Source organism: Stutzerimonas stutzeri (assembly GCF_024448955.1).
Taxonomy (GTDB): Bacteria; Pseudomonadota; Gammaproteobacteria; order Pseudomonadales; family Pseudomonadaceae; genus Stutzerimonas; species Stutzerimonas stutzeri_AQ.
Map to the genome: position 1 here is coordinate 122,629 of NZ_JAMOIH010000010.1, position 21,117 is coordinate 143,745.

The window sequence follows — 21,117 nt, forward strand, 5'->3', positions numbered from 1 at the left end:
GAAAACCGGGTACAAAAATTAACAAAACACAACAAAACAGCTGCTATATGCAGTGAAGCTGTCGCTGAGGAGTGGGGTCATGACCGATAACTTCTGGAAGGATAAATATCCTGTCGGGGTCGAGAGCGAAATCAATCCCGATGAGTTCCAGAACATCCAGGCAGTGCTGAAACAGTCCTGTGAGCGTTTCGCGGACAAACCGGCCTTCAGCAATCTCGGCAAGACCCTGACCTACGGTGAGCTGTACGCCCTGTCCGGCGAATTTGCCGCCTACCTTCAGCACAACACCGATCTGCAGCCGGGCGACCGGATAGCGGTGCAGCTGCCCAACCTGCTGCAATATCCCGTCGTGGTATTCGGCGCCATGCGCGCCGGGCTGATCGTCGTCAACACCAACCCGCTGTATACCGCACGGGAAATGGAACATCAGTTCAACGACTCCGGCGCCAAAGCGCTGGTCTGCCTGGCCAACATGGCTCATCTGGCCGAAGAAGTGCTGCCCAAGACTGGCATCAGACACGTCGTCGTCACCGAAGTCGGTGACATGCTGCCGACGGTCAAACGCCTGCTGGTCAATGCCGTGATCAAGCACGTGAAAAAGATGGTGCCCTCCTACAACCTGCCGAAGGCGGTCAAATTCAACGACGCCATGGCCCTCGGCCGTGGTAAGGCTGTTCGCGAGTCCAATCCTGCCGGTGACGACATTGCCGTGCTGCAGTACACCGGCGGTACCACCGGCGTTGCCAAGGGTGCGATGCTGACCCACCGCAACATTGTCGCCAACATGCTGCAGTGCCGCGGTTTGATGGGCACGGAGTTGGGGGTCGGCTGTGAAACAATGGTTGCGCCGCTGCCGCTGTATCACATCTACGCGTTCACCTTTCACTGCATGACGATGATGCTGATCGGCGCGCATAACGTGCTGATCACCAATCCGCGTGACTTGCCGGCTTTCGTTAAGGATTTGGGCAAGTACCGCTTCAGCGGCTTCGTCGGGCTGAACACTCTGTTCGTGGCGCTGTGCAACAACGAAGATTTCCGCAAGCTGGACTTCTCTTCGCTGAAGGCAACCTTCTCCGGCGGTATGGCGCTGCAACAGGCAGCCGCCGAGCGCTGGCAACAGGTGACTGGCTGCTCCATCTGTGAAGGCTTCGGCATGACCGAAACCAGCCCGGTGGTATCGGTCAACCCGTTTGGCGGTATCCAGATCGGCACCATCGGCATCCCGATGCCTTCCACCCTGTGCAAGGTCATCGACGACGAAGGTAATGACCTGCCGATCGGCGCGACGGGCGAGCTGTGCGTGAAAGGGCCGCAGGTGATGAAAGGCTACTGGCAGCGCCAGGAAGCCACCGACGAAGTTCTTAGCGCCGACGGTTGGCTGAAGACTGGCGATATCGGCATCATCCAGGAAGACGGCTATCTGCGGATCGTCGATCGCAAAAAGGACATGATTCTGGTGTCTGGCTTCAACGTCTATCCCAACGAACTTGAGGACGTACTCGCGACTCTGCCGGGCGTGATGCAGTGCGCTGCGATCGGGGTTCCGGACGACAAGTCCGGTGAGGCGATCAAGCTGTTCGTGGTGGTCAAGCCAGGCGAGAGCCTGACCAAAGAGCAGGTCATGCAGCACATGCATGACAACGTAACGGGCTACAAGCGGCCCAAGGCCGTCGAGTTCCGCGACAGCCTGCCAACCACCAACGTCGGCAAGATTCTGCGTCGTGAATTGCGTGACGAGGAGTTGCGCAAGCTCGGCAAGAAGTAACGCATTCCGCCGGATATTAAGCCCCGCCGTTGCGGGGCTTTTCTTTATCCGCAGCGCTCGTTCGAACTCATCTATTCCGAGCCCGCCGGGTTCGAGATCACGCAACCCGACAAGCGGTGCTGCCGTCTGGCGCAAAGTTCGAACCGGCTCGATGTCGCTCCGGTCTAGGAGGCTATGGCCGCGTCCCGCTTTCCGGTCGTTGAACCCCAACCTGCCTCGCTATGTAACGCTGAAGCTGCAAGATCGTTTTTGTAGACACGGTCTTGCAGGCGGCTTCGCTTTGCTATTCGCTGCTCGCCGGGTTTCAACGTCGGTCGTGCCGTAAGGGGACGATGGCGCACGCCATTTCGCGGCCTGCCCATCAATCTCGTTGCAAGGATGAGTTACCCATGCAGAAAAAAAACAATGCACGTCGGGTAGTTGCTTCTCTCGCTCTAATCGCTTCCGCTTCAGCCCTGGCTGCGCCTTCCGCGGAAACAGCACATTTCGATGAGTTATGGTCGCCCGGCAAGCCTGATTCCAGGGCGTGTCGGTCCCCTCTGCTGGTTGGCACGCCGCTGGGTCTGCCGCGCTGCATGCAGGCCAGCAACATCATGAAGCACCTGGAGAACCTGCAGGACATCGCCGCGCTGAATCAGGGCAACCGGGCCTCTGGTCAGCCCGGCTACCAGGCCTCGGTGGATTACGTGCGCACGCACCTCGAGCGCGCCGGTTATGAAGTCAGGGTGCAGAGCTTCCCGTTCCTCGCTTTCTATCCGGCAGGCCCCGGCTCGTTGAATGCCGTGACGCCGCAACCGGTGCAATACACCTGGGAAGAAGACTTCACCTACGCCGACCAGACCGACCCGGGCAACGTCACCGCGCCAGTGGTTGCGGTGGACCTGTCGCTCGGCGCCGGCAATACCTCGACCAGCGGCTGCGAGGCGGCGGATTTCGCTGGCTTCCCGGCTGGCGCCATCGCATTGATGCAGCGTGGCACTTGCCCGTTCGGCGACAAGGCGACCAACGCGGCAGCGGCGGGCGCGTCCGGCGCGATTATCTTCAACCAGGGCGATACAGAAGATCGCAAGGGGCTGATGGCTGCCACGCTCGGTGAGGACTATCAAGGCGGTATCCCGGTCCTGTTTTCGACCTACGACCTCGGTGTCGCCTGGGCGGGTACCGAAGGCCTGCAGATGAGCATGAACGTTGACGTGGTGCGCGAGCAGACCGAGACCTTTAACGTGCTGGCCGAGACTCGCCGTGGCAATCCCAACAACGTCATCGTGGTTGGCGCGCATCTGGACTCCGTATTCGAGGGGGCCGGCGTCAATGATAACGGCTCGGGCAGTGCCGCCTTGCTGGAAATGGCAGTATTGATGGGCAAGGCGCATCCGTTGAACAAGGTGCGCTTCGCCTGGTGGGGCGCGGAAGAATCGGGCCTGGTCGGTTCGACCTATTACGTTAATCAGTTGCCGGACGAGGAGAAACAGCGAATCAAGGCGTACCTGAACGTGGACATGATCGGCTCGCCGAACTACGCCAACTTCATCTACGACGGTGACGGCTCGGATTTCGGCCTGCAAGGCCCGCCCGGCTCGGCGGCGATCGAGCGTCTGTTCCGCTCCTACTTCCAGCTGCGCAACGAGCCGTCCGAAGGCACCGAGATCGACTTCCGTTCCGACTATGCGCAGTTCTTCGATGACGGCATCGCCTTCGGTGGTTTGTTCACCGGCGCCGAAGACATCAAGAGCCAGGAGCAGGCGCAGCGTTACGGCGGTACGGCGGGGCAGTCGTTCGATCCGTGCTACCACACCGAATGCGACAACCTCGGCAATATCTCCACCGAGGCGCTGGAGCTGCACGGCGATGCGCTGGCCTTCGCCACCAGCTGGCTGTCGCTGTCGACCAAGATGGTCGACGACGAGATTGCTGCCGCAGCCGAGCAGAGCATAGGCACCATGCGCATTCAGCAGGTTCAGGAAAGGTCTCGCTGGGGCCTTTGGATCAAGTAAGTGCGTAACCCCGCGCCGATTCGTCGGCGCGGTTTCTCCCGTTCGGTCATCCAGCGCCCGATCCGCCTACGGCCAGCCGGCCAAATCTGCGACAATCGCCGTCCTCACGAAATCGCTTACGGCTGTCCATGACCGACGCAACGCCCGCTTTCGACACCCTGCACAAAAATCTCGACCAGGCCTTCAGCGCCGACCGCCATCGCCTGCGCCGGCAGTTGCATGAACTGAGAAAAAAGCCAGACGAGGGCAAGCTCGCGCAGTGGCTCGAACGCTTTCAGGCCTCGGCTGCCAAGGTCGAGGCGCGGCGGCAGAGCGTGCCGGCCATCCGCTACGACGATGCCTTGCCTATCGCTGCCAAGCGCGACGAGATCAAGGCTGCGCTGGAAAAGCATCAGGTGCTGGTGATCGCCGGCGAAACCGGTTCGGGCAAGACCACCCAGCTGCCGAAGATCTGCCTGGAAATCGGCCGTGGCGTGCACGGGCTGATCGGCCATACTCAGCCGCGCCGCCTTGCAGCACGCAGCGTTGCCACGCGCGTGGCCGAGGAAATCGGTACGCCGCTGGGCGAGCTGGTGGGCTATCAGGTGCGCTTCGAGGACCAGAGCACCGACAGCACCCTGATCAAGCTGATGACCGACGGCATCCTGCTGGCTGAAACTCAGCACGACCGCTTTCTGGAAAAGTACGACACCATCATCGTCGACGAGGCCCACGAGCGGTCGCTGAACATCGACTTCCTGCTGGGCTTCCTAAAGACGCTGCTGCCGCGCCGGCCGGACCTGAAGGTCATCATCACCTCGGCGACCATCGATCTGGAGCGCTTCAGCAAGCACTTCAATGACGCCCCGATCATCGAGGTTTCCGGTCGCACCTACCCGGTGGACACCTGGTACCGCCCGCTGGCGGCCGAGACGGATGAGGACGGCAACCGCGTCGAGGACGACCTGACCGTCGACCAGGGCATTCTCGCCGCGCTGGATGAAATCGAAGCCCACGAGAAGTCCATCGGCAAGCGCCCCGGCGACGTGCTGGTGTTCCTCCCCGGCGAGCGCGAGATTCGTGATGCCGCCGAGATGCTGCGTAAGGCCAACCTGCGCTTCACCGAGGTGCTGCCGCTGTATGCGCGCCTGACGCCGGGCGAGCAGCAGAAAATCTTCAAGCCCGCCGCTGGCCGCAAGATCGTGTTGGCCACCAACGTCGCCGAAACCTCGCTGACCGTGCCGGGCATCCGCTACGTGATCGATTCCGGCACCGCGCGTATCAGCCGCTACAGCTACCGCGCCAAGGTCCAGCGTCTGCCCATCGAGGCGGTATCCCAGGCCAGCGCCAACCAGCGCAAGGGCCGCTGCGGGCGGGTCGAGCCGGGTATCTGCATTCGCCTGTACAGCGAGGAGGATTTCCTCAGCCGCCCGGAATTCACCGACCCGGAGATCCTACGCACCAACCTCGCCGCGGTGATCCTGCAGATGTTGCACCTGCGTCTGGGCGACATTCAGGATTTCCCCTTTATCGAGCCGCCGGACGGCAAGGCCATCAGCGACGGCTTCAACCTGTTGCAGGAGCTCTCGGCGGTCAATCGCGAGAACCAGCTGACGCCGCTGGGCCGGCAACTGGCGCGCCTGCCCATCGACCCGCGGCTGGGCCGCATGCTGCTGGAAGCCGCCCAGCAAGGCAGCTTGGCTGAGGTGCTGATCGTCGCCAGTGCGCTCTCGGTACAGGACGTGCGCGAGCGTCCGGCCGATCGCCAGCAGCAGGCCGATCAGGCGCACGCGCAGTGGAAGGACCCGGATTCGGACTTCGCCGCGCTGATCAACCTCTGGCGCGGCTTCGAGGAGAAGCGTCAGGAACTGGGCTCCAACCCGTTGCGTACCTGGTGCCGGAAAAACTTCCTCAACTACCTGCGGCTGCGCGAGTGGCGCGATGCCCACCGCCAGCTCACCCTGATCGCCCGTGAGCTCAAGCTGGGCGCGAGCAAGGCCCCGGAAGCTGCTGTGCCATCACCCGCCAAGGGCCGAAAAGCAGCCGAGCAGATCACGCCGACTACCGATACCAAGGTCAACGTGGTCCTCCGCCAGCAGGCCGAGGCTAGCGAAGCCGCACAGAAGGCCAAGGGCTACGCCGCGGTGCACAAGGCGATCCTCTCCGGCCTGCTCAGCCAGATCGGCCACAAGACCGAGGAGGGCGATTTCCTTGGCGCGCGCCAGCGGCGCTTCTGGGTGCATCCATCCAGCGTGATTGGGCGCAAAAAGCCCAACTGGATCATGGCCGCCGAGCTGGTGGAAACCACCAAGCTGTTCGCCCGGATGGTGGCAAAGATCGAGCCCGAGTGGATCGAGCCGCTGGCCGGCCACCTGATCAAGAAGAACCACTTCGAGCCGCACTGGGAAAAGAAGCGTGGCCAGGTGGTGGCCTACGAGCAGATCACGCTCTACGGTCTGATCGTGGTTGGCAAGCGCCCGGTGCACTACGGCCCGATCGACCCGCAGGCGGCGCGCGAGCTGTTCATCCGCGAAGGCCTAGTGCGCGGAGAAATTACCAGTCGCGCCCGCGCGCTTTCCGCCAACCGTGAACTGCTCGAGCGCATGGACGAACTGGAAGCCAAGGCTCGCCGCCGCGACATTCTGGCCGACGAGGAAACCCTGTTCGGCTACTACGATGCGCGGCTGCCCGCCGATATCTACCAGACCGCCAGCTTCGACAACTGGTACAAGCGCGAAAGCCAGAAGAACCGGCAATTGCTGGTCATGCGCGAGGAAGACGTGCTGGCCCGCGAGGCCCGCGAAGTCACCGCTGCGCAGTACCCCGACACCCTGCGCATCGGCGAGCTGCAATTGTCGTTGGATTACCACTTCGAGCCCAACCACCCGCGCGACGGCGTCACCCTGCGCGTGCCGGCGCCGCTGCTACCGCAACTGCGCCGTGAGCGGCTGGACTGGCTGGTGCCGGGCCTGATCGAGGCCAAGGCCGTGGCGCTGGTGCGCAACCTGCCCAAGGCGATACGCAAGAACTTCGTGCCGGTGCCGGATTTCGTCGGCGCGGCGCTGGCGAAGATCACCTTTGGCGAGGGTTCGCTACCCGAGGCGCTGGGCCGTGAACTGCTGCGCATGACCGGCGCGCGCGTGCCGGAAGAAGCCTGGCACGACGCGGCTACCGGGCTCGACAGCCATTTGAAGATGAACATCGAAGTGGTCGATGCCCGTGGCAAATTCCTCGGTGAAGGCCGCGACTTGGCAGAGCTTACCGCTCGATTCAGTGAGGCCAGCCAGGCCGCACTGGCGCCGCCCCAGCAGAAGGCTGAGCAGAAGCCGGTCGAGGCCAAGGGCTTTGCTCAGGTGGCGGAGAAGACCCAGGCGAAGATGGCCGGGTTGTCCATGACCGTTTACCCGGCGCTGGTGGAAGAGCGTGGCGTGGTCAAGGAGGGGCGCTTCCCGACCCAGGCCGAGGCCGACTACCAACACCGCCGTGCCCTGCAGCGCCTGCTGCTGCAGCAACTGTCCGAGCCGGCCAAATACCTGCGCAACAAGCTGCCAGGTCTTACCGAGCTGGGCCTGCTCTATCGCGACATGGGCAAGGTCGATGCGTTGGTTGAGGACATTCTGCTGGCGAGCCTGGACAGCTGCGTCCTCGACGGCGAAACCCAGCTACCGCGCGAAGGCGCTGCCCTAGCCGCGCTGGCCGAGAAAAAACGCGGCGAATGGACCGGCCACGCCGAGCGCCTGGCGCGCCTGGTGCTGGATATCCTCAAGCTCTGGCACGGCCTGCAGAAGCGCTTCAAGGGCAAGATCGACCTGGCCCAGGCCGTGGCGCTCAACGATATCAAGGCGCAACTCGCTAACCTGATTTATGCAGGTTTCGTCCGCGAAACGCCCGCCGAATGGCTGAAGGAATACCCGAGGTATCTGAAGGCCATCGAGCAGCGTTTCGAGAAGATTGGCGCGCAGCTACAGCGTGATCGCGTCTGGTCTGGCGAACTTGCAGGGTACTGGGAGCAGTACCAGGCGCGGCTGAAGAAGCACCAGCAGGAAGGCAAGCGCGACCCGGAGCTGAGCCAGTATCGCTGGATGCTGGAGGAATACCGCGTTTCGCTCTGGGCGCAGCAGCTCGGGACGAAGATGCCGGCTTCGGACAAGCGGCTGAGCAAACAGTGGAGCCAGGTCGAGCCGTAGCCGTAAGCCAGCGCGGCTTCCGGCGCGGTCCCAACGTAGGGTGGGCTCCGCGCACCGCATGCAAGAGGCCCGGCGGTGCGCGGAGCGCACCCTACGAGAGGCCAGCCGGCCTCAGTGGAGCGGCTGCTCCCTGGCTATTCCCGTATCGTCGTGACCCGCGCAGTTTCGGCTTGTGGCGGAGCTCAATAAACCTATGGCTGCGGCGCCGATACTTCGAGATTTTGGGGACGTTTATGCAAAACCGGAACAGTCTGTTGGGCGTGGCTTGCTCGGTTGGGGCGTCGGTGCTCTTCGCCACGCTGTACTACTACACCTCGCTGCTTGAACCGCTGGACGGCCAGCAGATATACGGCTGGCGCATCCTGCTTACCGCGCCCTGCCTGGCGGTGCTGCTGATCGGCTTCGGGCGCTGGGGCGAGGTTCGCCAGATCCTTGCGCGCCTGCCGGCAGAACCGCGGCTGTGGCTCGCGCTGCCGCTGTCTTCGGCGCTGGTTGGGTTACAGCTCTGGCTGTTCATGTGGGCGCCAATCAACGGCCACGGGCTGGACGTTTCCCTCGGCTACTTCCTACTGCCGCTGACCCTCGTGCTGACCGGCCGGCTGGTGTTCGGCGAGGCGATCAGCCGCCTGCAGCGCCTGGCCTGCATACTGGCGGCCGTTGGCGTCGGTAACGAACTGCTGCTTGCCTCGTCTCTTTCCTGGCCGGTGCTGGCGGTCGCGCTCGGCTATCCCTGCTACTTCATCCTGCGCCGCCGGATCGGCACTGCCAACCTCGGCGGCCTGTGGCTTGATCTGGTCATCAGCCTGCCGGTCGCCGCCACCTTCGCTCTGGGCGATAGCACCACCCTGCAACAGGTCATTGAAAGCCCACGGCTCCAGCTGCTGATCTTCGGCCTCGGTGCACTCAGCGCCCTGGCACTGGCCCTGATGATCATCGCCACGCGCCTGAACCTCGCGCTGTTCGGCCTGCTCAGCTACGTCGAGCCGGTGCTGCTGGTTGTCGTGGCGCTACTGCTCGGCGAAAGCATCGCACCGGACCAATGGCTGACCTATGGCGCGATCTGGGGTGCGATTGCAGTGCTGGTAGTCGAGGGAGTGAGGGCGTTGCGGAGGGGGAGGGGATAGTTGGGGGCAGATGCGACCGAGCGGCCGGCCGCGATAAGCAAATATCTTCGTCTCAGACAAAGCCGATCCAGCGGCCAGCTATGAGGATCGAAAGCCAAAGAACAGCGGATGCGGCGGCCAGGACGCGAACTCGGACAGTTGGCTGGCCGCCGCACAGGGCCGTATCAAAGCGCTCGCCGCGATGCTGAAGTGCGATGTTGCAGATCGCCAGCACTAGCAGCGCGGCCTTGCAGAGAAAGGCTGGGTTCTCTGCGTACTCCGCTGGCTTCACTGAGAACAACCAAAGCCCCGTCATAACCGCCAACGCAGCCCCCGTTGCTGCAGCGCGTACCAAAAAGCGTCCAAGGACAGCCAGATCCCGTCTGTGCCTTGAACGCAAAAGGAGCAGATCGAGCGGCAGGATCGCGCCCAGCAGCAGCCCTATGCCAAGGATGTGAGCCGCATTTACGACCAGATAGGCGATCCAGTATTCCTGCAGGAAGACGGCACCGGGCCAGCCGGCAATTGATTGCAGAAAGCCTGTCATCGCCGTGTCGTCATTCCTCGATGCGTTCCGGATACATGTCGTATTGCTTGCCGCCGACCGTAATGCGCACGGCTTTCATGTGCGCCTTGTTCGGCTCTTTGGTGCGGTTGCCGAGTACGGTGATCTCATCCCCCACCTTGGCGGAATCGCTGGTGAAGCCGGAACGTTGCGTCTGGTTCGGATTCCCCAGGTCGACTTGCCATACACGGCCGTCTTGAGCCTCGACGCGCAAGGCGGGGTGAGGTGGCGCCATCGAAATCTTGGTAATCGTACCTGTCAACTCTGACTGCTCTTCTTCCGCCCAGCCCCACCCATGGTGAGCGAAGGCCTGTGTTGTAAACAGCACCATTGCCGTGACACAAAGCATCAAGACCATACGCTGCGCGACATCGCGCGCCGTGACAGTGGTTAATCGGGTGATGGTGCGGCTTTCGCTTGATACCAACATAACCATGCTCCTTTGCGCGAATAGATAACTGAGAGTCGGCACATTGGGCCCAGTTCCCGTTTTTACCGTAGAGGAACTGCCAGCCCTGCGTTCCTGAAGTGATGTGTAGCAGCCTTCTTCGAACGGCAGCTTCTAGCCGATAGCAGTTGTCATCACTCGCAGCAACGGATGCCTGGTGCAAGGCCGGTAAGAGGAACCGCTTACATCCGATGGTTCTCTGGTAAGAGTTCCACGAACACCCGTGCCCGCTCCGGCATTGCCACACCGCCGACGACTCCGCATGGATCGGCTTCCGGTCGCCGGGGTTCCAGGCCTCTGGCAGCGGCACTAGATCGCCACGCCGCAAGTCCCCGGCCACGGTGAACTTACTAATGCGCGCGATACTGGCACCTGCCGGGGCCAGTTATGCCAGTGCATCGCCACCGCTGCAGTCGATGTTGCCGCTAGACTTCAGGGAAAATCCGCTTCCATCACGGGTAAAAGAGCTGTATTGCACAGCTGGTGATGGCAACAGGTTACGGGCAAGTGTGCAAAAGCCATGCGGTTAACAAAACAGTGCATCGATACGTGAATTGGCCCGTTTAAAGGCTTCATCGAACTGACCGCCGCCGATAGCCGTGTATTCCAGGCTGACCATCGTCACGTCGTGGATGCCCAGCATGCCCAATGCTGCGGTCAGGTAGGGCTCCTGGAAGTTCATGTGTGCGTACGCTCCGCCTTCTTCATAACCATGGCCGCCTCGCACAAGCAGCAAATACGCTTTCTTGTCGTTCAGCAGGCCAGCATAAGGGCTTCCGGGTGTGCCGGGTACCAGGCGGGTCGTGATTCCCATGCGGATAACCTGGTCGATATAGGCCTTCAATGGACTGGGCACCGACAGGTTGTGCATGGGGCAGCCGATCACTATCTGGGTGGCTTGCTTGAGCTCGCTCACCAGTTCGTCGCTGAACGCCAGGGTGTTTTTTTGTTGTTGGTCGCGGTCCTCGGGCCGCGTGAATGCGGCCTGAACCCAGCGCTCATCGACGTGTGGAATTGGCTGGTTGCCCAGCTCCCGGTAGATGATCTCGCCGCTCGGGTACCGAAGACGCCAGAGTTGCACGAAGCGTTCAGTCATTTGCCGGCTGTACGACGCGCTGAGCTGCGGGCTGGTGTTGATGACGAGCAGTTGTTCCATGAACGACTCCTTGGTACTTCGATAGTCAGAATTACTGTTGCACCAGTTCGAGCAGCGAGCCCGGTCCGAGGATCTGGGGCAACAGCCGTGGTTCGGCTTCGCCCGCTCCGTACCACAGGTACAGTGGAACGCCTGAACGACCGTGGCGTTCGAGAAATGAGGTGATGGCAGGATCGCCATTGGTCCAGTCACCCCGCATCATTTCAACCCCGGCAGCGGCAAAAGCCTGTGCGGTCGCTTCACGGTTGATGGCGAGTTGCTCGTTCACCTTGCAGGTGATGCACCAGTCGGCGGTGAAGTAGAGAAACACCGGTACCTTATCAGCGCGCAGTTGAGCTAGTTGCTGCTCGTCGAATGCGCGTCGCTGCACATCCAAGGTGGGCGCGGTTTGCCCAGGGACCTGGCTCCAGCCCAGGCCGAGCGCCAAAATCAATGCAAGAGCAGCGGGTAACCATGCGTTGCGTCTCTGTCTTTGCTGCCGCAGGCCGGTCAGCCAGAGCCCGAGTGAAAGCAGCATGGCGCAGCCCAGGGACGCGACCAGCGCATTGACCGGGACCTGATGGCTGAGTACCCACAGGAGGGCGAGCGCGGTGAGGAACATCGGCACCGCGAGGAGGCGGCGCAGGGTACCCATCCAGGGTCCGGGTTTGGGCAAGCGTCGTTGCAGCGCGGGGATGAGCCCCAGCATCAAGAAGGGTAACGCTATCCCCAAGCCAAGCCCGGCGAATACCAGCATGGCTGCGGCAGTCGGTAATACCAGCGCTGCGCCTAGGGCCGCAGCCATGAAAGGCCCGGAGCAAGGCGTGGCGATGAAGGCAGCGAGCGCGCCGGTCCAGAATGCGCCGCCAGCGCCGCTTTGGTTGGTTAGCTTGGTACCGGCATCAAGTGCTGCCAGCTCGAACAGCCCGGCCAAATTGAAAGCGATGGCAGTGGTGAGCAACATCAGGGTCAGAATTACCGCCGCGTTCTGCAACTGGAAGGCCCAGCCCACTTGAGTGCCAGCGGCTCGCAGAACGAGCAGGACGGCGCCCAGCAAGACGCACACCAGCACCACACCGCTGGTGTAGGCCAAGGCGTCGCGACGAGCTATCGCCGGGCTGATGCCAGAGCGCGCCAGGCTCATGGCTTTGAGGCTGAGGATGGGAAAGACGCACGGCATCAGATTCAGCAATAGCCCGCCGACAATCGCCCCGGCCAGGGCAAGCAGGATGATGCTCAAGCTGTTGTCGGATGTGCTATCGAGCGCGCTTGCCGGGCCGACGCGTTTCGCATCTATATCCAGACCTAAGCTGTCGCTCAGTTTCAGCGTGGCCTGGAAAGCATCGGGTACCTGATCCCCCACGCTCGTTTCAATGATCAGTTCATCGCCGCGTCGCTCGACGCGTTGGGGAGCGGCATTGTCGATCGCCCCCTTGGTTGCGGAAAACAGATGGGGGTTTTGGATCGATACGCTGGCCGGAAGGGGCACGCGAAGGCGTAGGAGATTGCCTTCTACGTCAAAGCTGGTCGGCGCGGCCAGCGGCCGGGGCAGAGCCTGACGCCAACTGGCAAAACGGGCCGCAACATCCGGCAACTGGTGACCATCGCCTACGTGCAATGTCGTGTCCAGTGAGGCGCGCTCAGGAACGCAGGCGTCATACCGACAGGCCAGATATTGCATATCCACTCGGATCGGCAACGGGGTTCCGTCTGGCAAGTTGTCGTCGAGGGTCAGGTCTACCAGCAGCGCATAAGGGTGCTCGTAGACATGGTTCATCAAACCTTCGATCAACAGCGTCTGCGGCAACGGATAGGCTGGTTCGCCCACCGTTATACCGTCCGGCAGATGCCAGGTGAACTTAGCCGGGAGGCCGACATCGCCTGGCTGCTTCCAGTAGCCGTGCCACTCGCCCTGCGGTTCCATGTAGATCGCCAATGTCGTGGTCGATCCAGATGAAGGCGCCTCGGTTGAAGCGATCAGCGACGAGGCGATCAACACCTCGTCAGGACCAGGCATCTCGGCGGCCATGCCAGGCAGGTTGATCATGCACAGGCAGCAGCAGAGCAGGAGCCTTTTTAGCGATAGCAGCGGCATGCGGGTCCTGAGGGAGGTATCGAGTAGGTAAAGAAGAGAAGGCGTCATGGCGCCTCCTCCCGGAACCACGGGGCGAAGCGGGTCAACGCAGCGCCTTGACTGCCTCTACGAGATTGCTGTCCTGAGGTTTGAGAATATTGGCGACACGGCCTTGCGCATTCAGGAGGACCACCGTCGGAATATCCCGAATGGCGAAGGCGCGAAACAGTTCATCCTGCTCGTCGAGCGCTAACGGCAATGCGGTAGGTGTGGTGGTCTTGTAGTCCTGCAAGTCGCTGGCCGAGACCCACAAACCTGAGGAAACGCCCAGCCACTCGATATCGCTTTGGCCCATCAAGCTATCCACGTCCTTGCGTACCCGTAGGCAGGCCTGGGAGGTCTCGGGGCGGCTTTCCTCGAGGTAGGACTCGCACCAAGGCGCGAAGAACACCAGTGCGCGCGGCTTATCACCCTTGCCCAGCTTTACCTGATCACCGTCGAGGGTTTCGATGTTCAGGTCGGTCACGGTGTCGCCCACGGCAAATTGCGGTGCTTCGGGTGCTGCATCAGTCTTTGAGCGGCTGACAGCGGCTGTTTGCTCTGATACGGCGCTCTCTAATGCGGCATGTAGCGCCTGGTCATCAAGATGGCCGATGTGTGATATCCGCCCATCCCGGCCGATCACCACATGCTGGGGCGTGACCCGCAGGTTGAGATCCGCCGCCAGGCCGCCGTCATCGATCACGATCGGCATGGTCAGCTGATGCTCCTTGCGGTATGCGCGTATCGAGTCAATGTCGTCGCTGAAGCCGGTGTTTACCGCAATGACCTCCACCTTGTCGCCCATCGTCTGTTGCAACTGCTCGAAGCCCGGCATCTGCTGGCGGCAGGGCACGCACCATGTGGCCCAGAACTTCAGGTAAACGGGCTTTTCCCCGTACAGCTCAGCCAGGTCGATCTTTTGTCCATCAATGGTTTCGAGCACGGCAGCCGGCCCAGGCTGCCCGATCAGCGAAGCACCAGCGGTGCGTGCCCGTCGCTCGCCCTCATCGTCCAGGCTGTCATCGGCGTGAGCCAAATGGAGTGCGCTACCGAGCACGAGCAGCGCCGCGAATTGCTTGATGAATGAGAGGAGGGACGGTGATCGCAAAGGAAACTCCTTAGCCTGGATGTGCATTAATAGATCGTTCTAGCGCTGCATCATATTGATTGAAGGTTCAATAAAAAGGCCCATGAATAGCGAATCCGACTGTACCATCGGTGCGCCTGATGTTGATTTCCTCTTTTTCATTAATGCCAGCGAGTGAAGGCTGCATGAAAGATCTGCGTATTGAACTCAACCGCGAGGCGGGGATTTCGCTGGTTGAACAAATCGTTGGAGCCATCGGCAGATCGATTGGCGAGGGGCATCTATATGCGGGTGCCCGCTTGCCATCCTGGCGGGACCTCAGCGTTCAGCTGGGCGTTGCTCGTGGCACCGTGCGTGCGGCTTATGAACGACTGATCGACGAGCAACTGATCGTCTCCCGTGGCGCTGCGGGTACCTTTGTCGCGCAGCCGTTGCCTGCGGTCCGACCGACTGAAGCCAGCAGTCTGCGCTCGCCATTGCCGGACTTCTACCAACATCCATTCAGCAATTCGCCCATGGTGTTTCAGGTCGGCATTCCCGCGCAGGACGTTTTTCCCTACAAGGTGTGGTCACGCATCGCCGCGGGCGCAGCCCGTGAGGCTGCGATGGCACCGGTCAGCTACCCGGACCCTCGCGGGGAGCCGGGATTGCGAACCGAGATCGCCGCCTATCTTGCAGTGGCGCGAGGCATCATCTGTGCGCCAGAGCAGATCGTCATCACCTCGGGCTACTCCGGTGGTCTTGGGCTGATCCTGCATGCGCTCGGTTTGCGAGGGCAGACGGCGTGGATGGAGGATCCCGGCTATCCGATGACGCGAACGTCGCTTTCCATGGCGGGGGTTGAATCGATACCGGTCAGGGTTGACGCACATGGGCTGGATGTCGAAGAGGGAATCCGACGAGCGCCAAATGCGGCGTTGGCAGTCGTCACCGCTGGACAGCAGGCACCTCTTGGGGTGACGTTGTCGCTGTCACGGCGCCTTCGCCTGCTGGAATGGGCAGATAAAAACGGTAGTTGGATTATCGAAGATGACTACCTGAGCGAACTTCAACTTGCCGGTCGGGCGGCGCCTGCGCTTGCCTCTCAGGATCGGTCAGGCCGTGTCATTCACATCGGCACTTTCAGCAAGACCATCAATCCGGGCCTGCGTCTGGGGTTTGTCGTAGCGCCAGCATCCTTGGCCAACCGGGTCGCGGACACAGCGGCTGCGCTGGCACCCGCTGCGTCGATCGCCAGCCAATGGGCACTCGCAGAGTTCATGCGCAAGGGGCACTACCTGCGCCATCTGCGCAGAATGAAGCGCACCTACAGCGCCCGGTTGGTCGCTTTACAGCGTGCCTTGAGCGTTCCAGCCACGACCGAGGTGATGGCGGGGTTGGCTTTGCTGCTGCACTTGCCTCAAGGCGCCGACGACGTTGCCATTAGCCAACAGGCATTGGCATTCGGGCTTGCACCCTTACCGTTATCCATCTGGTATGCCGATGCCGCGCAGGCCCGAAGCGGCTTGCTGCTCGGCGTCACCAACGTTCCAGACGAAGGCATCAAGGACTGCTGCAGCCGCCTGGTTCAGCTCACTGACGCGCTTATATAGAAACGGAAAAGCCATACTGTTGCAGCGTGTTCGGCCTGTGCAAGACTATTCCAATGACTGGCCGTGCTCGCTTCATCGACGGCGAGGGGAAACGGATGACCAGTGTCGGGCGGCACCTGGAGTGGCGACAGAGCTGGGTATGTACACTCAACTTGTTTAGCGTTGTTCAATACAGACGCGCATGGGAGGCAGCTCCTGGCCGAAATCACCCCGTCATGCGGTGATGCGCCCGGAACAGCAGTTGTGGGCTGCCGGTCGGTTTCTAGGCGTTGCACTACAGCCCAGCACTGCAGCACATCAGTCTCAGACGACTGACTCTTCGCCCACCGGAACCCACTGCGCCACACGGCGTCCATGAAACATGGACAGACTCGACGAAACCACTTATCCCGAAGCCCCCTGGCATTTGACCGGCACCGCTTGTGTGTCGGCCTGGCGGGTGCCGACGCGGGAGTTACCGCCAGCGCCGAAGGGGCTGGGCTATGCCACATTGGGTGACAACGCTCTGTTGTTGACGATTTGGGCCGCCTATCTGCCAGGCGGTACGTTGGCTTACAACGAGCTGGCGGTAGCAGCGGTGATGCGGGGGCACGGCATGCTGGCGCCGGCCGGTACGGTGACGCATATCTGGGTCGACGAGGAGCGCTCGGTTGCTGGTGGCCGCCAGCTGTGGTCGATCCCCAAGCAAATGGGCGATTTCGTCATCGAGCCAGGTACCGGTGAGCGTGGCTTCGCTGGGCAGTTGAGCGCCGACGATCAGGCGGTGGCCTCGGTGCGCTTCGCGCCGAACATGAGCTTGCCAGGCCGGCCGAGCGCCAGTGGTTTCGTGATTCAGCAGAACGATTGCGGGCTGTTGCGTACCCGCTGTCGTGGCTGGGGACGGATAGTCACCGGGCGCGCCGAGTGGGATTTTTCCACTACCGGCCCGCTGGCCTTTCTGCATGGCCGCGCGCCGTTTTTCAGCCTGTATCTGCGCGATCTGCAGGCCTCGTTCGGCATCTGAACGATCAGAAATCTTCTCCGGGTTCGCCCGTTCTCAACCAGCGACCGAGGCCGCCCGGCTTGGGCGGCGGTAACGCGAGTGACCGACCTAGGCCGCGCTCGGCAAGCACCGCTTCTGCGGCCAGCGCGCCGGCTCGGGTGGCGCTCTCCATGCAATACGGCAAGCTGGTATCGACCCAATCACCTGCTACCCATAAACCCGGCTCTACCGCCGTGTTAGGCCTTGCCGTTTCGGTGCCGGGGAAGGCAGCCGGAATCGCCATGGGAATACGGTGTACCGAGGCCGACAGCAGCGCCGCGCGTTGTGCCTCAGGCGCGAACTCGGCGATCTCCCGACGAGTGGCTTCGATGATCGCCGCGTCAGACAGGTGCTCGACCCGCTGACTCCAAATGATGTTGCTGGCTATCAGCGCACCGCCGCAGGTCGCCGGGCGGATATTAGTCAGGTTGTAGAAATCGGTGTTGAGGCCCTCCGGGTTCCACGGCCGAGCCCAGAAGCGCGAGGCGGTGATCGGCCGGTCGAACCAGAGGTAGCAACTGATATAGGGGCTCGGCTGGAAGCGGCGCGCAGTCTGCGTCAGCGCATGAGTTTCGGGCAGCAGCGGGGCGATGGCGGTCGGTTGCACGGCCAGCACCACCGCCGACGCCTCGACCTCTGCGCCGTTGCGCACGCGCACCCCGGTGACTTTCCCTTGCTGGCGCAACAGCCCGTCCACCCCGCAGCCGAGCCGCACCTCGCCGCCATGGCGACGGATGAATTCGATCGCCGGCCAGGCATAGAGGTCGCTTAGCCCGACCTTTGGCATGCCGAAGGCGATGTCGTTGTGGCCGAGCGCCTGGGCCAGGAGACGCATCAGCGATGCCGCCGAGCAGCGTTCCACCGGGACTGCGAGGACGGCGACGGCCGCCGAGGCCCAGAACCAGTCGATGAAGAAGCCGCTGACACCGCAGCGTTCCAGGTGCTCGCGCCCGCTGCGATCGTCCAATTGCATCAGTTCCGGCCCGCTGCTGCGTTGGGTGCGCCAGGCCAGTCGTGTGTTGCTCAGCAGATGACGCAAGGGCACGCTCGGCAAGATGCGCGGTAGGTTGCGGATGTAGTGCAGCGGGGCCGGCAAACCGCCGACTTTGAAGTGCATCGAGCGGCCGCGATCAAACACGGTCAGCAGCTCTTCGGTCTGCCACAGCACCTGATCCGCCGTGCCCAGCCGCTGGAGCAGGGCGCACATGTTGGCGTATTTGTTGAGCAGGATATGGGGGCCGATATCGACGCTGTCGCCCATTACCGGATCGGCCCAGCTCCGAGCCCGCCCGCCGGGCACGCCGGATGCCTCCAGGACGCTGACCTTCAGGCCTGCCTCGGCCAGCCAGACCGCTGCCGACAACCCGGCGATACCGGCGCCGATGATGACGACGTCGGGCTTCATCCGGTGGTTGCGCCGCAGCGGGAGGGTTGACAGGGCATCGGCAGCACTCTTCGGGACTCGGGTCTGCTTGTGACTCCGCGCGCCGTGGAAGATGCCGAAGCGGGAGCTTTCGACGCTCGCCGGAACCGGCTGAGCCGCCTTTCGACGGCTCGTGGACCGGATGGCTCAGAGCGTCCAGTTCACGCTGAACATCAGGTTGCGTGGCTCGCCGTAAACAACGCTGGCGTTGCTGGTGATGCTCGAGTAGTAAGTCTTGTCGAACAGGTTGTTGAGGTTCAGGCGCGTATCGATGTGCTCGTTGACGCGATAACCCAGCATCAGATTGACCAGGGTGTAGGCGTCCTGATCGATGCGATAGCTCGAAACCTCGCTGTAGGTACTGTTCTGGCTGTTCAGGCTGCCGCCGATGCGCCATTTTTCGAGCGTGCCCGGCAGGTGGTAGACGGTGGTGGCTTTGAACAGGTGGCGCGGCTGTTTCGGATCGAAGAGCTCGCCTTCGTTGGTCGGGTCGGCATCCTTGCGGTACTTGGCTTCGACGTAGGTGTAACCGACGCTCGCTTGCCAGCGCTCGCTGAGCGAGCCGGCGAGCTCCAGATCGATGCCCTTGCTTTCCACTTCTCCGGCAGCCTCGTAGCAGCTGACGGCGGGGAAGCTGGGGCACGTGCTGGCCTGGTCGTCGAGGAGTCTGGCGCGATTTTCCTGAAGGATGCGGAAGACCGCCGCCGAGGCGTTGAGCCTGCCGTCGAAGTACTCGCCTTTGAGGCCGATCTCGTAGTTGATGCCGGTCATGGGTTCGATGACGCTGCCGCTAACGTCGCGGCTGTCTTGCGGCTTGAAGATGTCGGTGTAACTGGCGTAGACCGAGTAGGTCTCGTTGAGGTCGTAGACGATGCCGGCGTAGCGGGTGACGTTGCGCGTGACCTTGTAGCTGCCGGTGTCGGTGCCGTCATCGTAGTCGTACCAGTCCAGCCGCCCACCGAGGATGACTGTCAGCGGGTCGGTGATGCTTAGGCGGGTGGCGCTGTACAGGCCTTTCTGCTGCGCCTCGAACTTCAGGTTCCAGAGGTCCATGTCGTAGCTCGGCTTGGGAACCGCGCCGCTGTCCCAGTTGCCGGGGTCGATGTCCGTGCCCGTATCGCCCCAGCCGCCGTGGCCGTCGAAGATTTCGGTTCGGGTGCTGGCGCCCACCACCAATTCGTGGCGCCGGCCGAACAGCGTGAACGGGCCCGAAAGGTTACCGTCGTAGGCGTCGTAGTCGTTGACGTAGGTGTAAGCGCCCGTGCCCTGATTGAGTTCGTCCGCGTTGAACCAGAAGTACGAACCGAGCATGTTGATGCGGCCCCACATCTTGTTGCCGGCCAGGCGCAGCTTCCAATCGCTGTCGAAGCGGTGCTCGAGCTCGGCGAACAGGTGCCGGGTATTGGTATCCCAATAGGCCCAGTCATTGCCCAGGTAGGTCGAGCGAGAGAGGTGCAGGTCGCTGCCATCCGGTGCGGTTGGCAGGCCGCCCCAGTCCGAGTCCTTGTTGTCGTTCTGGTACGACGCGCCGAGCGTGAACAGCGTTCTGTCGGTGATGTCCGCTTCGACGATGCCGTAGGCAAAGGCATGTTCGCTGCCGCCGTAATCGATATAGGTGCCGTTATCTTCGTAGGCCGTGACGAAGCGCCCGCGCAGGGTCCCTGTCTCGTTGAGCGCGTTGGAGGCGTCCACCTCGGTGCGGTAGCGATCCCAGCTGCCGGCGCTGGCGCCGATGCTCACGTAGGGCTCGGAGGTTGGGCGCTTGCGGATCATGTTGATGGCCGCCGCCGGGTTGCCGGCGCCCTGCATCAGCCCGGTAGCCCCGCGAACCACTTCAACGTGGTCGAACATGGCGCTGTCGGGGGCGGTGATGACGTCCTGCGAGAATCGCGACAGGCTCATCGGTAACCCGTCGTACATGATGTTGTCGACCTGAAAGCCGCGCGCGAAATAACGCTGACGTTCCGGACCGGACTGTTGGATGGTCAGTCCGGGCGTGCTCAGCACCACGTCGTGCAGGTTGCTCAGCCCCTGGTCTTCGATCTGCTGACGAGTGATCACGCTGACCGATTGAGGCGTCTCCCGCAGCGACATGGGCAGCTTTGTCGAGGAGTTCACCACGCCGGTGGTGTAGGAGCCGGTGCCCTCGGTGGTGCCATCGACCGGCGCGTGTTCGGCGACGATATTCATCTGCCCGAGATTCAATTCGTCCTCTTCACTGGCGGCGCTGAATACCGTTGCGGTGCCGGCTCGTAGCTCGGCCTCGTATCCCGTCCCCGCCAGTAAACGCCGCAGTGCTTCGGCTGGCTCCAGCGCGCCTTGAACGGCTGAAGAGGTTCGGCCCGCGAGCGCGTCGGCGCCGAACACCACCTGCACACCGCTCTGGGCCTGGAATTGCTGCAGGGCATCGGCCAGCGGCTGTGCCGGCACGTCCAGCTCGATGGGAGCCGCATATGCCCCAGCACAGGCACCGAGCCAGGCTGAAAGCATCAGGGGTTGGATAAGTCTAGGTTTCACCGTGGTCTGTCCTTGGCATGCGTGAGTACGAGCGCGGCCGTATCGCCTGCTGCAGACGATGATGAGCGGCGCTTGAAGGCGGCATCGGTGCGGCATGGAAGCAGCGGGAACGACGCCGACAGCAAGCCTAGGCAAGGATCGAATGCTTGTAAATGAGAAATATTCGCGGATGCATGTGGATA

Annotated in this window: 13 protein-coding genes; 6 read left to right on the forward strand and 7 right to left on the reverse strand. The window is 62.3% G+C overall.

All coding sequences use genetic code 11. The features are described from left to right. Positions 1–79 precede the first annotated feature (79 nt). The 4 genes from fadD1 (at position 80) to rarD (ending at position 9,052) form a co-directional block, all read left to right on the forward strand. Positions 80–1,768 (forward strand): long-chain-fatty-acid--CoA ligase FadD1, encoded by a 1,689-nt coding sequence (gene fadD1, locus NA645_RS12505; RefSeq protein ID WP_256049096.1) that lies wholly within the window; start codon positions 80–82, stop codon positions 1,766–1,768. Positions 1,769–2,157: 389 nt separating this feature from the next. Further along, positions 2,158–3,762, forward strand: a complete 1,605-nt coding sequence (locus NA645_RS12510; RefSeq protein ID WP_256049097.1) for a M28 family metallopeptidase — start codon at positions 2,158–2,160, stop codon at positions 3,760–3,762. Positions 3,763–3,890: 128 nt separating this feature from the next. Further along, entirely contained in the window at positions 3,891–7,928 is a 4,038-nt protein-coding gene (gene hrpA, locus NA645_RS12515; RefSeq protein ID WP_256049098.1) for an ATP-dependent RNA helicase HrpA, read from the forward strand. Between the two features lie 233 nt (positions 7,929–8,161). Then, a complete protein-coding gene (gene rarD / locus NA645_RS12520) occupies positions 8,162–9,052 on the forward strand; it encodes an EamA family transporter RarD (protein WP_256049099.1) in 891 nt (296 codons plus the stop codon). Between the two features lie 52 nt (positions 9,053–9,104). Here rarD and NA645_RS12525 read toward each other — a convergent pair whose 3' ends face one another. The 5 genes from NA645_RS12525 to NA645_RS12550 all read right to left on the reverse strand — a co-directional run bounded on the left by NA645_RS12525 (position 9,105) and on the right by NA645_RS12550 (position 14,403). Then, positions 9,105–9,578: a DUF2214 domain-containing protein gene (locus NA645_RS12525; protein WP_256049100.1), complete on the reverse strand. Its 474-nt coding sequence runs from the start codon at positions 9,576–9,578 to the stop codon at positions 9,105–9,107. Between the two features lie 10 nt (positions 9,579–9,588). Further along, a complete protein-coding gene (locus tag NA645_RS12530) occupies positions 9,589–10,026 on the reverse strand; it encodes a DUF6152 family protein (RefSeq protein WP_256049101.1) in 438 nt (145 codons plus the stop codon). Between the two features lie 544 nt (positions 10,027–10,570). After that, on the reverse strand, positions 10,571–11,200 hold the full coding sequence (locus NA645_RS12540) for an FMN-dependent NADH-azoreductase (RefSeq protein ID WP_256049102.1): 630 nt from the start codon (positions 11,198–11,200) through the stop codon (positions 10,571–10,573). A 31-nt stretch (positions 11,201–11,231) separates the two neighbouring features. Then, positions 11,232–13,322: a protein-disulfide reductase DsbD family protein gene (locus tag NA645_RS12545; protein WP_256049103.1), complete on the reverse strand. Its 2,091-nt coding sequence runs from the start codon at positions 13,320–13,322 to the stop codon at positions 11,232–11,234. A 34-nt stretch (positions 13,323–13,356) separates the two neighbouring features. After that, on the reverse strand, positions 13,357–14,403 hold the full coding sequence (locus tag NA645_RS12550) for a TlpA family protein disulfide reductase (protein WP_256049104.1): 1,047 nt from the start codon (positions 14,401–14,403) through the stop codon (positions 13,357–13,359). A gap of 164 nt (positions 14,404–14,567) precedes the next feature. Between NA645_RS12550 and NA645_RS12555 the strand changes: the two genes are divergently transcribed. Both NA645_RS12555 and NA645_RS12560 read left to right on the forward strand, forming a co-directional pair. Further along, a complete protein-coding gene (locus NA645_RS12555) occupies positions 14,568–15,974 on the forward strand; it encodes a PLP-dependent aminotransferase family protein (RefSeq protein ID WP_256049105.1) in 1,407 nt (468 codons plus the stop codon). 361 nt (positions 15,975–16,335) lie between these two features. Continuing rightward, complete coding sequence (locus tag NA645_RS12560; RefSeq protein ID WP_256049106.1) at positions 16,336–16,977, forward strand: acetoacetate decarboxylase family protein; 642 nt, start codon at positions 16,336–16,338, stop codon at positions 16,975–16,977. A 4-nt stretch (positions 16,978–16,981) separates the two neighbouring features. Here the strand turns inward: NA645_RS12560 and NA645_RS12565 are convergent, their stop codons facing one another. Together NA645_RS12565 and NA645_RS12570 are read right to left on the reverse strand one after the other, a co-directional pair. After that, entirely contained in the window at positions 16,982–18,400 is a 1,419-nt protein-coding gene (locus NA645_RS12565; RefSeq protein WP_256049107.1) for a hydroxysqualene dehydroxylase, read from the reverse strand. A gap of 165 nt (positions 18,401–18,565) precedes the next feature. Further along, entirely contained in the window at positions 18,566–20,908 is a 2,343-nt protein-coding gene (locus tag NA645_RS12570) for a TonB-dependent siderophore receptor (protein WP_256049159.1), read from the reverse strand. Between the last annotated feature and the right edge of the window lie 209 nt (positions 20,909–21,117).

Coding starts and splice junctions, on each gene's coding strand:
- NA645_RS12525 (WP_256049100.1), bottom strand. CDS start 9,578: ATGACAGGCTTTCTGCAATCAATTGCCGGCTGGCCCGGTGCCGTCTTC.
- NA645_RS12570 (WP_256049159.1), bottom strand. CDS start 20,908: ATGCTTTCAGCCTGGCTCGGTGCCTGTGCTGGGGCATATGCGGCTCCC.
- NA645_RS12540 (WP_256049102.1), bottom strand. CDS start 11,200: ATGGAACAACTGCTCGTCATCAACACCAGCCCGCAGCTCAGCGCGTCG.
- NA645_RS12560 (WP_256049106.1), top strand. CDS start 16,336: ATGGACAGACTCGACGAAACCACTTATCCCGAAGCCCCCTGGCATTTG.
- NA645_RS12510 (WP_256049097.1), top strand. CDS start 2,158: ATGCAGAAAAAAAACAATGCACGTCGGGTAGTTGCTTCTCTCGCTCTA.
- hrpA (WP_256049098.1), top strand. CDS start 3,891: ATGACCGACGCAACGCCCGCTTTCGACACCCTGCACAAAAATCTCGAC.
- NA645_RS12530 (WP_256049101.1), bottom strand. CDS start 10,026: ATGTTGGTATCAAGCGAAAGCCGCACCATCACCCGATTAACCACTGTC.
- fadD1 (WP_256049096.1), top strand. CDS start 80: ATGACCGATAACTTCTGGAAGGATAAATATCCTGTCGGGGTCGAGAGC.
- NA645_RS12545 (WP_256049103.1), bottom strand. CDS start 13,322: ATGACGCCTTCTCTTCTTTACCTACTCGATACCTCCCTCAGGACCCGC.
- NA645_RS12565 (WP_256049107.1), bottom strand. CDS start 18,400: ATGAAGCCCGACGTCGTCATCATCGGCGCCGGTATCGCCGGGTTGTCG.
- rarD (WP_256049099.1), top strand. CDS start 8,162: ATGCAAAACCGGAACAGTCTGTTGGGCGTGGCTTGCTCGGTTGGGGCG.
- NA645_RS12555 (WP_256049105.1), top strand. CDS start 14,568: ATGAAAGATCTGCGTATTGAACTCAACCGCGAGGCGGGGATTTCGCTG.